This is a genomic window from Paenibacillus sp. JQZ6Y-1, from assembly GCF_040719145.1.
Taxonomy (GTDB): domain Bacteria; phylum Bacillota; class Bacilli; order Paenibacillales; family Paenibacillaceae; genus Saccharibacillus; species Saccharibacillus kandeliae.
Genome location: NZ_JBFDUZ010000001.1, coordinates 2902064 through 2915078 on the forward strand (window position 1 = coordinate 2902064; position 13015 = coordinate 2915078).

Genomic DNA, 13015 nt, shown 5'->3' on the forward strand with positions numbered 1-13015 from the left:
AAATGAAGATTCCCGCACCTCCAAAGTCGTTCCTTTTCCCTTATTCCCTTCCCTACGCTCCGTGCTACACGAGCAAGCGAGTTCAATAACAAGGTTATTTTTAGAAGTTGCTAAGTAGTGGGCTTAGCTGTGAATGTTGGCTGTGCCAAAATTTTATTAGTTGTACAAACTTTTAAAAATGTTAAAGACATGAAAATATTTCTCGTTTAGCTTACTTGGAATAGATAGTAGGCTTTTACATCGTTGCTGATCAACCGCTGACTTTAACCATTGCTGGGCGGATGACTTTATCTTTGAGGATGTATCCTTTTTGCAGTTCTTCCACGACGATTCCTTCTTCGTGTTCGTCGGATTCAACCTGCATCACAGCTTGATGGAATTCAGGGTTAAATGGTTGACCTACAGTTTCCATTGGAGTCAGACCTGTACCTTTCAGTACATCCGACAGTTGGCGGAAGATCATATCTACACCTTTGGTGAAGGATTCCAATTCCGGGCTATCCGGTTTGGTTGCCATCGCGCGTTCAAAATTATCGATAACCGGAATCAATTCGGTAATCAAGCCTGCGGACGCGTATTTTGCCAGATCTTCCTTTTCTTTCTGGGTACGGCGGCGGAAGTTGTCAAAATCAGCTTGTGCGCGCAGCAAACGCTGGGTTTGGTCGTCGGCTTGTGCCTGAACGCGTTCCAGCTCGGCGCGGGTTACAACTTCTTCCACTGGTGCTTCAGAAGTGGTGTCCTGCCCCGTTGCTTCGGTTGCTTCCACATTTTCCATTGCTTCGGCTTCATTTACCGGCTGTTGTTCCGAATTGTTGTTTTCTTGAAAGGATTGCTCTTTATTCAAGATTGTTCACCTCCTTAAAATAAGTACCGGGTCGTTGAGATTCACTATACATGGATTATGCTCCATGTGGCGAACCCTTCCTTTGTACCCGCTAGCGTAACCATTAACGCAACTTCTAGTTCATCCCATCAGCGAATAGTAGATTGGCAGAGAGAACAATTAACGATACCATTGCTTCAACACACGGGTCATATCATGGGAAAGCATATTCAGAATTCCCATCACTCGTGCATATTCCATCCGCGTTGGTCCCAATATACCAATGGTGCCGAGAGATTCGCCATCTAGTTCATAGGTGGCGGTAATCAGACTGCAATTTTCAAATGCTTCATGCGCATTCTCCGCGCCAATACGTACCTGAATGCCATTGGGATTGGATGCTTCTGTCATCAGACGGGTCAGCGTCGGTGTTTCTCCCAGTAGATCGAGGATATTTTTCACCTTGTCCATATCCTTGAATTCCGGTTGGATTAGCATATTGGTTGCACCACTCAGGAAAATCTTCTGTTCCTGCTCGTGACCAAAAGCAGAGTTTAGCGTTGCCATCATTTCTTCATAATGCTCCAGATGACGCTGCATCTCTTCGCTGATTTCCGTGAAAATACGGGTTTTTAATTTATATAAAGGCACGCCTACCAATCTGCTGTTGAGCAGATTCACCATTTGTTCCAGCTCGGATGCGGACACATTCTCAGGAATCCGTATTTTGCGATTCTCGACCTGCCCTGTACTGGTAACCATAATGGCAATAGCTGTCTCATGATCCAGCGTCAGCAGTTGAAAATGGCGTAGTGAGGTATGGAATACCTCAGGCCCCAGTAAAATAGAAGTATAATTGGTTACATTGGACAGCACCATCGCAGCATGCTGCATGAGTTGTTCCGCTGCAGACAGCTTTTCCGCAAAGAAACGCTTCAGTTCCTTGACTTCGGCGGTGTTGACCGCTTCAACCGGAGATAGATGATCCACATAATAACGATATCCCTTTTGAGAAGGAATACGCCCGGCTGAGGTGTGCGGCTGTTCTAGGAATCCTAGTTCCTCCAGATCGGCCATTTCGTTACGAATGGTCGCAGGACTATAATTCACATCGCCTCTTTTGGATATGCTACGGGACCCGACAGGTTCCGCCGAACGAATGTAATCATCTACTATTGCATTCAGAATCATTTTTTGACGCTCGGTTAACATGAGGCTCCCTCCTTTTTGTACGATATCCATTGCGCGAATATCAGGACCATATGCGCCAATATTGTTTTGGATTCAGGTCTATTCCAGCTACAAATCGGATTCCCTGAACAAAAACAATATAAGGGATATATCGGTTCCTTGTAGAGAAAGATATCCACCTCGTTAGCACTCACTAATGCTGAGTGCTAACGACTACTACAAAAATACCAAACTGCCTCATTTATTGTCAAGTCAGTTTGGTATTTTTATCATGTTTAACTTTGGATTTTTGAATCCTGTACAACATAAAGACAAAATGATCTGCGCTATAGCTTCGGTATGCGTATCACTAATACTGCCAGTAATGCGGGCAGCAGTAAAACGGCGTTACCTATAAAAGCCGGACTTCCATTGCTAAAGGATAAGATTTGCATAGCCCAATATGGCGCAAATGCCGTACCTGCAAACAGGATAAATGTATATAAAGATACAGCAATGCCTCTTCGCTGCAATCCCAGCTGTCCTACGATAGCGACCAGAGCAGGAACACTGATCGCTATACCAGCCACAAACACAACACTAAACAGGATTATGCCTGCCAGCGCAGTCCATAAGGCCATCATCACAAGACTGACTATACTGACGGTCAACCCGAGCAGCAGCGTACACCGAGCATTTGTCTTTTGTACCATTTTCCCGGCAAAAGGAGACAACAGCATACCTGCGATCCCAGCAATTTTTATTTCCAGTATGGATTGAACATCTAATGCATACAATGACTGCTGCAAATAATGATTCAAAATAGTATACATCACAATAAACGAAGATAACAAAACAAAAGCAACAACGTAACTGAGAAGCAAATCTTTTTGTATTAGGATTGTTTTTATTTGTTTTACATAGGCATATACATTCAACTCTGGCTGCTGGGCAGAATCATTCGGCAAAAAAATCAGGATCAAACCAGCAGTTACAATATACAAACCGCCGAACAAAAGAAATAATCCATGCCAGTTATATTGGGTACTGATTATTCCTGCAATTACCTGACCAACAACACCCGCCATCAAAAAACCAGTGCTAACAAAGCCGATCGCTGTAACCCGTCGATGCTGTGGAAATATGGATACAATATAAGCAAGCACCACTGGTGAAAATGTTGATGCCGCCAAACCTTGCAATCCGCGCAGAAGAAGCAGCAATGGAAAAGAATGCACCCACCCTGCTGCACATGTAAAAACAGCCAAAAACGTCAACCCCAACAAGACTACCTTTTTGCGTCCATACTTATCCGCTATCGCTCCGTATACAAGACAGCCACAAGCAAAACAAAATGAAAACAAGCTGCTGGTCAAAGCCGCTCTGGATACAGAGACATCAAATTCTGACGAAAACAAGGAGTTCAGCGGAAGCGTCACATACAGACTACACATGACAATCAGACCACTCCAGCTTAGCAGCCAAGTGATCCATACATACCGACTTTCCTTTTGCAAAGTACTACTCTCAATCATTTGCATATATATCCACCCTTCTATTGGTTAGATAATCTAATCAATTATATAAAAAAATATACGTTTGCTTCTTTTCGAAAATCGGCTCTTATCTTCCCGAGCCAAGCCGATTTTCGATACCTACATTAAGCTTCAGCATTATTTTTTGTAATACCTGCTGTTCCTGCTCATCCAGATCCTGAACCAGTGAAGCGCAGGCTTCCCAGAATACCGGTAATACCGTGTCTACCAATTGCTTGCCAGATGACGTCAAATAAATATAGCTTTTTCGTCCGTCTTCTTCGCTTTGCTGCCGGTAGATCCAGCCTTTCTTTTCTACACTGTTCAATAAAATAGTCGCCGAAGCTCTGCGTATACCAAGTCTCTGAGCAAGGGCAGAAGCGGTCACTTTATGTTGATTTTCATGTAAGCGAATCAATAAAAGCAGATCGAGTTTGCTTTCGCTTATATCATAGGGTGCCAGCACATCATCGATAACATCCAGAATATGATCGCTGTTCCATAACATAAGAAGACCAAGCTGCGCAGCAGAAGAAGAAGTCTCGGGAGCAGCTGTCTGATCGCACAGCTGATTGTACGGTTCGCTTCCGAGTTGCGGCAACGACTGATCCAGCGACGCTTGGTAGCTGATATGTTTGCGAACGATAGTATATTCCTCCTTTATATAAATGATTAGATTATCTAACTATATGATAAGTCTTCTTCATCCGATTTGCAAGCTATATCACTTTGGAATCTGTAAGCTATGTTTGCTGAATATATGTACTCTGAACAATTAAAAAAAATCACAAAAAGCCGGATATCCCAATTCATGATGGACATTCGGCTTTTATAGTATTTCCGTACAGCAAGCGATCTTACCTCTATCTAGTTGTGATTCGCACTCTCCAGCCAATCGTTCTCTCAAATATCCAGAACTTTGAGTACCGCAATCTCATCGCAGTTGTCCTGCTTTGGACAATGACGGCAATCCGCCCATACCTTTTCTGGGAAAATGCTAGTCTGTACAACGTCAAAGCCATTCTTTTTGAAGAAGGATACTTCATACGTAAGTGCCATAACTTTGCGCAGCCCTTTGGCAGCCGCCTGCTCGATCAATGTATCTACCAGACGTGAACCAATCCCGTGACCTTTGTGACCTTCCGAAATACCTAGCGAGCGAATCTCTACTAGATCCGGTCCCAATTGACAAAGTGAACCACAGCCTACCAACTCGCCATCAATCTCAGCAACAACAAATTGTTCCAGTTGACGATGCAGCACATCGCGCGAACGCGGAAGCATGATGCCTCGCTCGGCATATCCCGATATTAATTGATAAAGAGCTTCTACATCTGCTGGTACGGCTGCTCTGCAAGTGACAACAGCATGCATGATACGTTCCTCCCCGTTGCGGCGTTGCGGATCTGTCACATGGTATGATCAATGGTCCGTCTACCTACGTTTTATTTTCGTAATTTTAAATTTCCACGACAATGTTAACTATTTGTGAAACGAATACGTATAAATATACATCATAGCAAATGAAAATTCAATAGGTTATTCGTAAAAAATGTAGAGTTTTTTTGATACAAGTAAAATAGGATTAAAACCTTGCTGTGTCTATATAAATTCGATACATGATAGTATATAAAAAGATACTTTTCACGTAATATTCTATCTAACTTTCTTATAAAAGGCATCGATTATGACTGTATTTTATTCATCTTTACAAAGGAATACGTATACATTACACAAATATATGAAAATGATTCAGTTTTGCGTGTATTTATGAACATCACTATTTTTTGTCAGTTTGGCGAGAGTGATCGAAAATATGATTTAGGATGCGATAGCGATGTAATTTGATATTCAATAGGTAGATTACTGACTTGAAGTAACGCTGCATCAAATGATTGAGTCTACATAGAAAAAAAGCGCCAACCTAATTCGGTCAGCGCCTTACATGTATAGTTTTTTTGCGTCTGCGTCTGCGTCTGCGTCTGCGTCTGCGTCTGCGTCTGCGTCTGCGTCTGCGTCTGCGTCTGCGTCTGCGTCTGCGTCTGCAAATGATAGTACAGGCTGCTCAGTTATTCGTCAAATCTTAACTTCGGCACACACAATCGCTTATGCTTGCTCCTGCATCAAACTGCCGACAAATTCGCCGAACACATCATTGCCAAACAGCAAGCCTTTTTCACTTAAACGATATCCATCCTCTGTTGGCTGTAGCAGATCGTTTTTCAGCAGCTTGTCCAGTTGTACTCGGAATACATCATCCAGCTGTTCCCCATTAAATTGACGGGCAAAGCGTTCCTTAGACACTCCTTCTAGCATACGAAGACCGACCATCATATAATCCTCCATTGCCTCATCGCGATCAATCTCAGACGCGTCCAGTCTTGGTAGGCGAGTCGCTGCCGCTTCGTTATACGGATTCACGCCTTTAATGTTAATATGACGTTTGCCATGCACATATCCGTGCGCACCGGCACCCAATCCGTAGTAGTCCTCATTACGCCAGTAGGTCATATTATGACGACTGCCATACCCCGGCTTAGCGAAATTACTAATCTCGTACTGCTCATAACCTGCCTGTTTCATCTTATCCATCAGCAACAGGTACATATTCAGTTCAGATTCTTCATCCGGCAAGGGCAGTTGATTTTTCTGGAACAGGGTGTGGAATAGCGTATTCTCTTCTACCTTCAAGCTGTAAATTGAATAATGTGGCAGATCCAGTTCTAGCGCACGCTCCACACTGTATGCCAGCATTTCTAGCGTCTGATTCGGCAATCCAAACATCAGGTCAATCGATAGGTTATTCAGTCCAACTTTGCGCGCATTTTCCAAGCTGCGATACACATCGTCGGTATTGTGAATGCGCCCGATGCCGGTCAGCAATTCATTTTGAAATGCCTGTACGCCAAAACTGACACGATTCACGCCGCCTGCCTTCATAATCGCCAGCTTATCCGCATCCGTCGTACCCGGATTGGCTTCCATCGTAAATTCGATATCCTCTGCCCAATTCGGGAAATGACGGCGCAGACTTTGTAGGAAATATTCCATCTCTTCGTTTTTCAGTACAGTTGGCGTACCTCCGCCAACAAAGATCGTATCGATCACACCCGGAGGTGTTTGTTGCACCGTATATTCCATCTCACGATCCAATGCCCGCAAATAATCCATGACCGGCTGGTCTTTTAGAACGTAAGAATTAAAGTCACAGTAAAAGCACTTGTTGGTGCAGAACGGAATGTGCACATATATTGCACGGGGCGCGTCTGTATGGGTGACTGTATTCATGACCGGTTTCCTCCCCGTCAGTCTATTGTAAACCCGGCACATGTACCGGGGACTGTTCATTGTTAGATTGATTGGTTCCCATCTCAATAATGGACAAAAGGGAAAGCCCGTTGTCGGGCCTTCCCTGCTTGATCCATCGTGTATACTCAATTGAATCTACTCGTCGATACGCAGTACCGCCATAAAGGCTTCCTGTGGTACTTCTACGTTACCGACTTGCTTCATGCGCTTTTTACCTTCTTTTTGTTTTTCCAGCAGCTTACGCTTACGGGAAATATCGCCGCCGTAACATTTGGCAAGGACGTTTTTACGCATTGCTTTTACGGTTTCACGAGCAACGACTTTGGTTCCGACCGAAGCTTGAATCGGAATTTCAAACATTTGGCGTGGAATCAGCTCACGCAGCTTTTCACAGATAACACGTCCGCGATGATACGCACGATCTCGGTGAACGATAAAGGACAGTGCATCGACCTGTTCGCCGTTCAGCAGAATATCCATTTTCACCAGATTCGATTTGCGGTAGCCGGACAGCTCGTAGTCAAACGAAGCATAACCCTTGGTGCTTGATTTCAGCTGGTCGAAGAAATCATACACAATCTCGGACAGTGGCACTTGATACGTAATCGTAACACGTGTCGTATCCAGATATTCCATATTGATGAACTCACCGCGTTTGGTCTGGCACAATTCCATAACCGTTCCGACAAAATCATTCGGTACGATAATAGATGCCTTCACATACGGTTCCTCCACGTATTCAATACGACCAACTTCTGGGTAGTTCGACGGATTATCAATCGTCAGCACATCGCCGTTGGTCAGTGTAACGTGGTAGATAACGCTCGGTGCTGTTGTGATCAGCGGAATATTAAATTCGCGCTCGATCCGCTCCTGAATAACGTCCATATGCAGCAATCCGAGGAAGCCGCAACGGAAACCGAAGCCGAGTGCACTCGACGATTCCGGCTCAAAGCTCAGCGACGCATCGTTCAGCTGTAGCTTTTCCAGCGCTTCGCGCAGATCCACATAGTCGGACGATTCGATCGGATACAGACCGCAATACACCATCGGGTTGATTTTGCGATAACCCGGCAGTGGCTCAGCTGTTGGCGTCTTGGCATCGGTAATAGTATCACCGACACGCGTATCGCCCACTGTTTTGATACCAGCAACGATAAAGCCAACATCACCGACGTTCAGCTCATCCACAATTGTCATGCGTGGCATAAAGGCACCAACTTCGATAACTTCGAATTCCTTGCCCGTTGCCATCATTTTGATTTTGGAGCCGGATTTGATCTTGCCGTCTACGATACGGGAGTAAATGATAACCCCTTTGTACGGATCATAGTGCGAGTCAAAGATCAGCGCTTTCAGTGGATTTGATGGATCGCCAGTCGGTGCAGGCACCTTCTGTACAACCTGTTCCAGAATGTCCTTGATCCCGATGCCTGCTTTGGCAGAAGCGAGTACCGCTTCACTAGCATCCAGACCAATCACATCTTCCACTTCCTGTTTGACACGCTCTGGATCTGCACTTGGCAGGTCAATCTTGTTGATGACCGGCAGAATTTCCAGATTGTTGTCCAGTGCCAGATACACGTTTGCCAGCGTTTGCGCTTCAATGCCTTGCGCCGCATCGACAACCAGCAGTGCGCCTTCGCAGGCAGCCAAACTGCGGGAAACCTCGTACGTAAAGTCGACGTGTCCCGGTGTATCGATCAGATTGAGCAGGTATTCCTCGCCGTCATCGGCCTTGTATGTCAAACGAACCGCCTGCAGTTTGATTGTAATTCCGCGCTCGCGCTCCAGTTCCATCTGGTCCAGTACCTGCTCTTGCATTTCGCGAGATGTCAGTGCGCCAGTGTACTCCAGAATACGGTCCGCCAGTGTGGACTTTCCGTGGTCAATATGCGCAATAATGGAGAAATTACGTATTTTTGCCTGTCTTGCTGAAATATCAGTCATGCCTTACCCCCAACATAAGCCTGAAATATAATGCTGATGGTCCGGTCCTGTGTGAAAGGTTAACCATTCCCATTAATCAATTTATTATAGCAGTTGGGCGATTCCCCAGCAATCCCATTAGAGAAACGAATTCAAAACAATGGGATTCCCAGTTTCTACACATCGTTTCTTCATCTCTGTTATTTGCTGCTCCGCTTGCATACTTTACTTTCCCGCTTCGCGAATCATCCATACATGCGGAATACCATCTTCCAAAAATTCCGCCGAGAATATGCGATAACCCAGCTTTTCATAAAAAGGAGCCGCCTGACTTTGCCCATGCAATTGAAAATGATGCAGCCCTTGCTCTATCGCCTGCTGCTCCAAGCCTTGAATCAATACCCGACCCAGACCATACTGGCGATATTGCGGCAGCAAGCAAATTCGCTCCAGCTTGGCGGTGCCGTCTACTGTACGCCAACGTCCTGTACCCGCTGGCTGCTGCTGATAGAAGATAAGTACGTGCACACACTCCGCATCCAGCACATCATGCTGATCAAATTCATCTGCTAGCGGTACGCCCTGCTCCTCTACGAATACCGTCTGACGAATCCGCTTAGCTACTTCCAGCTGTTCTATCGTTGTAATGATTTGTAGATGTATATCTGTGGAATGGCTCATGAATGTAATTCCTTTCTAGTAGGTATAATCAGTTATGAAAAGATCAGTTATAAAACGATACTTTACGCAAATAGATGTTTATACAGCCTTTGCGGTCTACTAAATTACGATTTATAATAAATCAATTTTATTGCAAATACAACAAAATGATCATAAATATAGCTCCATCTTGTATAGGTATTGCGTTTATATTCCCACTCAGATTTGAAGCTTTCTATCTTCGATCAGAAACAAGCAGCAATTTATATTGCAAATCTGAATATAACATGATAATATATTTAGAGTTGTGAGTCTTAACGATGATTCGTATATGCTTTACAGGAGGTGAATGTAATGCCTAACATCAAATCCGCGGTTAAACGTGTAAAAACTAGCGAAAAACGTCGTGCTCTGAATGCGGCTCAAAAATCCGCACTGCGCACTAGCGTAAAAGCTGCAGATACTGCACTTGTGAATAACGATGCTGAAAATGCAAAAACTGCTGTTGCTGCTGCTTCCAAAAGTCTGGATAAAGCTGTAACTAAAGGTCACATCCACAAAAATGCAGCTGCTCGTAAAAAATCCCGTCTGGCTAAGAAACTGAACGCTCTTTCCAGTCAGGCCTAATGCTGCTTTTCATATAAACCCCTGAACGGTTATCCGCTCAGGGGTTTATTGTGTTTATAAGCTTGTCGGACACTTATCACTTGTATTGCAATTGCTCTCCATCCTGCGGAATTATGAGTTGTTCCGACAATCCCTGTTCTTTTGCAAACTCAGCCAATTCCCTGCGCGTCAGCAAACAATGATTGATCGCTTCCATATGTACAGCGATCACCTTGCTGTATGGCGCTGTTGTACATACCTTCTGCACATCATGCTGATCCATAATGATAGGTTCACTGTCCACAAATTGAGCAGCCCCTGCATTTACGATAGTCACATCCGGTTTGTAGTCATGTAGCGCCTGTTCTACTTCACTGCACCAGATCGTATCACCAGCAATATACAAAATCGGTTCATGCTCCGCCTGCAATACAAAGCCGGATACATTGCCCATTTTCTCTCCAATCTCGCCCGTTCCATGATGACCACTGGTGCGATACAATTGAACGCCTTTGTACTGCCAGTGCTCCTGTATTTCCGTTACACTTGTAAATCCTTGTCCCTCGATGCGCTGACGATCACCGGGCTGGCACCATACTGGGATCGATTTGTCCAAAGCTTCCACTGCCGCCGCGTCCCAGTGATCGTTATGCAGATGGGTGAGCACGATAATATCCGGCTTCTGCCACTGTTGCAGCGCTCCTGGTAGCGGCACCAATGGATTGCGCCGCTCATTGTCAGAATTCATAATCGGCGGATACGCCCCTTGCTCGCCTAGCATGGGGTCTACCAACAAATGAAGCCCGTTATATTCTAGCCATAAACTAGCATTGCGAATCAATTGAATCTTCATGTTTTGTACGCTCCTTCAGATATATTGTTTGGTATTATTCAAGCACCATGTAATCATTATTTAAGTAATATTCAAGCAGCATTCAAGTACGATTCAGGCATCATGCTCATATACTACTCACTCTTGTTGCTTGACCTGTACTCATTATAAAATAAGGGCAATCTAACCCGACAGCGTGGAATGAACGCATATAGGTCTGTTTGCTTTCAATTTGAAAGTAAACAAGTATTATCACCCTTGGATCAAAGGAGCTTACATGTATGAACCTCTCCAAATATATGCTGGAAGCAGATGAAGTCGATCTGCGCATTTTGCATCATCTGATTGAAAACTCTGCCCGTTCCCATAAAGAAATCGGCGAACTGGTGCATTTATCTGGTCAGGCAGTCGGTCAGCGTATTCGCAAGCTGCATGATCTAGGAATAATCGAAGGCTATACCGTCAAATGGAATCCGGCAGCACTGGGACAAGGCATTCAAGGATTTGTTATTTTATATATGAATTCTGCGTCGTCACACTCGGCTTTTCTAGAGCATGTTCATCAGCAGGAGGCTGTATACGAAGTTCATCGAATTAGTGGTGAAGGCTGTTACTGGATGCGTGTACATGCTGCTTCGCTGAGCGATCTGAATCGCTTGCTGGATTCATTGCTGACGTATGGTAATTATAAATTGAGTTTGTCAGTAGAGCAGTTTAAATAAAAGAAGCTCGAACTCCCCTAAATAGCAAGAGGACAGCATATTTTCGGAAAGTATATTCAGAACGCATAGGCAGTATGAATGTTGTCGCATAGAAAAGTAGATATTCACTAGCAACGCATACACGCACAAATAGCCCACAAATCTATGGAATGCCGAACACTCCAAGATTTGTGGGCTATTGATATACTATTTATATCGATTATAGCAGATACAGATACACTCTCATGATACGATCATTTATCCGCTATATAGCACCAATTTATGCGCCGAGACGCAGCAGGAACATTTCCAGACCAAGTACTTTATCAATAGCTCCCGTCTTCATCTGGTAGTCCAGACGTGCCAGATGGGCAATAATCGAGCGCAGCTTGCCTGCGTCGAATTTGCGTGCTTGTTCGCCAGCAATTTTGACAGCATACGGGTGTAGTCCAAGCTGGGAAGCAATTTGCTGCTGCGAGTAGTTTTGCCCAGCCAGCTCTTTGACCTGTAGCATAATGCGAAATTGACGCGCAATCAGCGCAGCGATCTTGATCGGCTCCTCACGCTGCTTCAACAAATCGTAAAAGATCGTCAGCGCCTGCTCTAAACGAACGGCTGCAATCTGCTCCACCAGAATGAATACATTCTGCTCCGTACTGCGGGCAACCAGCTTCTGCACATCCTCTTCAGTAATCGTACCGCCACGCCCAGCATGCAGGCAAAGCTTGTCCATTTCCGCAGATAAAATGCCCAGCCCTGTACCCGCAGACTGAACAAGCGCCTCAGCGGCAGCTTTGCTGCACTCACACTCCTGCTTTTTGGCGTGGCGAATCAACCACGCAAGCAGTTCCTCTGCACCCATCGGTTGAAATGGTAATATGCAGGCTTTGTTTTTTAGCGCTTTGACAACCTTTTTCCGCTCATCTAGCTTTTCGCCATTTACCCAGAATAGCAAAATCGAATAATCGACTGGTTCTTCCATATAACGCAGCAGTGCTTCTGCTCGATGCTCTAGCTTACTGTTATCCTTGCCTGCTGTCAGTACCGACGAATCGCGTATAATCAGCAGCTTACGCGGTACCATAAATGGAATTTCTTCCGCTTCTTCGAGTACGGTTTCCAGCGCCGTTTCGGACAGATCGTACCGAGCGATGGCAAAGTCACGATGCTCCGGCTCAATCAACTGATTGACGGTAAAGTCGATAAACTCACGAATTCTATATTTTTCCGCTCCGTAACATACATAAATGGATGCGGGATTGTTATTTTGAATATCCTTACTTGCCGTTTTCAAATCCATCTTACGTTCCTCCTGACTTCGATATATGTATTGTAACGGAAAAATGTATCTCCGCAAAGGTTCCACATCGGTATAAACAACAAGGACCTTCCGGTATGATACCGGAAGGTCCTTGTTTCGACGCGATCCATCCATAAAGCGGATCGTTTA

The 13015-nt window shown here is 44.8% G+C and carries 13 protein-coding genes; 3 read left to right on the forward strand and 10 right to left on the reverse strand.

Annotation, left to right across the window (positions count from 1 at the left end; translation table 11 throughout):
- Positions 1–250: 250 nt before the first annotated feature.
- The 5 genes from grpE to ABXR35_RS12410 form a co-directional block, all read right to left on the reverse strand.
- The gene (grpE, locus tag ABXR35_RS12390) at positions 251–844 is read right to left on the reverse strand and encodes a nucleotide exchange factor GrpE (protein WP_367060266.1); all 594 of its coding nucleotides are present in this window, start codon (positions 842–844) and stop codon (positions 251–253) included.
- Between the two features lie 159 nt (positions 845–1003).
- Positions 1004–2035 carry a heat-inducible transcriptional repressor HrcA gene (gene hrcA / locus ABXR35_RS12395; RefSeq protein ID WP_367060269.1) on the reverse strand — a complete coding sequence of 344 codons (1032 nt, stop codon included), beginning with the start codon at positions 2033–2035 and terminating at the stop codon, positions 1004–1006.
- Positions 2036–2340: 305 nt separating this feature from the next.
- Complete coding sequence (locus ABXR35_RS12400) at positions 2341–3534, reverse strand: MFS transporter (protein WP_367060272.1); 1194 nt, start codon at positions 3532–3534, stop codon at positions 2341–2343.
- 82 nt (positions 3535–3616) lie between these two features.
- Complete coding sequence (locus tag ABXR35_RS12405; protein ID WP_367060275.1) at positions 3617–4129, reverse strand: MarR family winged helix-turn-helix transcriptional regulator; 513 nt, start codon at positions 4127–4129, stop codon at positions 3617–3619.
- Positions 4130–4431: 302 nt separating this feature from the next.
- Entirely contained in the window at positions 4432–4902 is a 471-nt protein-coding gene (locus tag ABXR35_RS12410) for an N-acetyltransferase (protein WP_367060278.1), read from the reverse strand.
- 584 nt (positions 4903–5486) lie between these two features.
- On the opposite strand from ABXR35_RS12410, the gene ABXR35_RS12415 reads away from it, so the two are divergent.
- On the forward strand, positions 5487–5615 hold the full coding sequence (locus tag ABXR35_RS12415) for a hypothetical protein (protein WP_367060281.1): 129 nt from the start codon (positions 5487–5489) through the stop codon (positions 5613–5615).
- Positions 5616–5634: 19 nt separating this feature from the next.
- On the opposite strand, the gene hemW is transcribed toward ABXR35_RS12415, so the two are convergent.
- The 3 genes from hemW to ABXR35_RS12430 all read right to left on the reverse strand — a co-directional run bounded on the left by hemW (position 5635) and on the right by ABXR35_RS12430 (position 9429).
- Positions 5635–6816 carry a radical SAM family heme chaperone HemW gene (hemW, locus tag ABXR35_RS12420; protein ID WP_367060284.1) on the reverse strand — a complete coding sequence of 394 codons (1182 nt, stop codon included), beginning with the start codon at positions 6814–6816 and terminating at the stop codon, positions 5635–5637.
- 156 nt (positions 6817–6972) lie between these two features.
- Positions 6973–8787, reverse strand: a complete 1815-nt coding sequence (lepA, locus tag ABXR35_RS12425) for a translation elongation factor 4 (RefSeq protein ID WP_367060287.1) — start codon at positions 8785–8787, stop codon at positions 6973–6975.
- 204 nt (positions 8788–8991) lie between these two features.
- The gene (locus ABXR35_RS12430; RefSeq protein WP_367061409.1) at positions 8992–9429 is read right to left on the reverse strand and encodes a GNAT family N-acetyltransferase; all 438 of its coding nucleotides are present in this window, start codon (positions 9427–9429) and stop codon (positions 8992–8994) included.
- 351 nt (positions 9430–9780) lie between these two features.
- Between ABXR35_RS12430 and rpsT the strand changes: the two genes are divergently transcribed.
- The gene (gene rpsT, locus ABXR35_RS12435) at positions 9781–10053 is read left to right on the forward strand and encodes a 30S ribosomal protein S20 (RefSeq protein WP_367060290.1); all 273 of its coding nucleotides are present in this window, start codon (positions 9781–9783) and stop codon (positions 10051–10053) included.
- Between the two features lie 76 nt (positions 10054–10129).
- Here the strand turns inward: rpsT and ABXR35_RS12440 are convergent, their stop codons facing one another.
- A complete protein-coding gene (locus tag ABXR35_RS12440; RefSeq protein ID WP_367060293.1) occupies positions 10130–10885 on the reverse strand; it encodes an MBL fold metallo-hydrolase in 756 nt (251 codons plus the stop codon).
- A gap of 260 nt (positions 10886–11145) precedes the next feature.
- Here ABXR35_RS12440 and ABXR35_RS12445 point away from each other — a divergent pair, with 260 nt between their 5' ends.
- Positions 11146–11586 (forward strand): Lrp/AsnC family transcriptional regulator, encoded by a 441-nt coding sequence (locus ABXR35_RS12445; RefSeq protein ID WP_367060296.1) that lies wholly within the window; start codon positions 11146–11148, stop codon positions 11584–11586.
- Positions 11587–11845: 259 nt separating this feature from the next.
- Here the strand turns inward: ABXR35_RS12445 and holA are convergent, their stop codons facing one another.
- A complete protein-coding gene (gene holA, locus ABXR35_RS12450) occupies positions 11846–12865 on the reverse strand; it encodes a DNA polymerase III subunit delta (protein WP_367060299.1) in 1020 nt (339 codons plus the stop codon).
- Positions 12866–13015 lie beyond the last annotated feature (150 nt).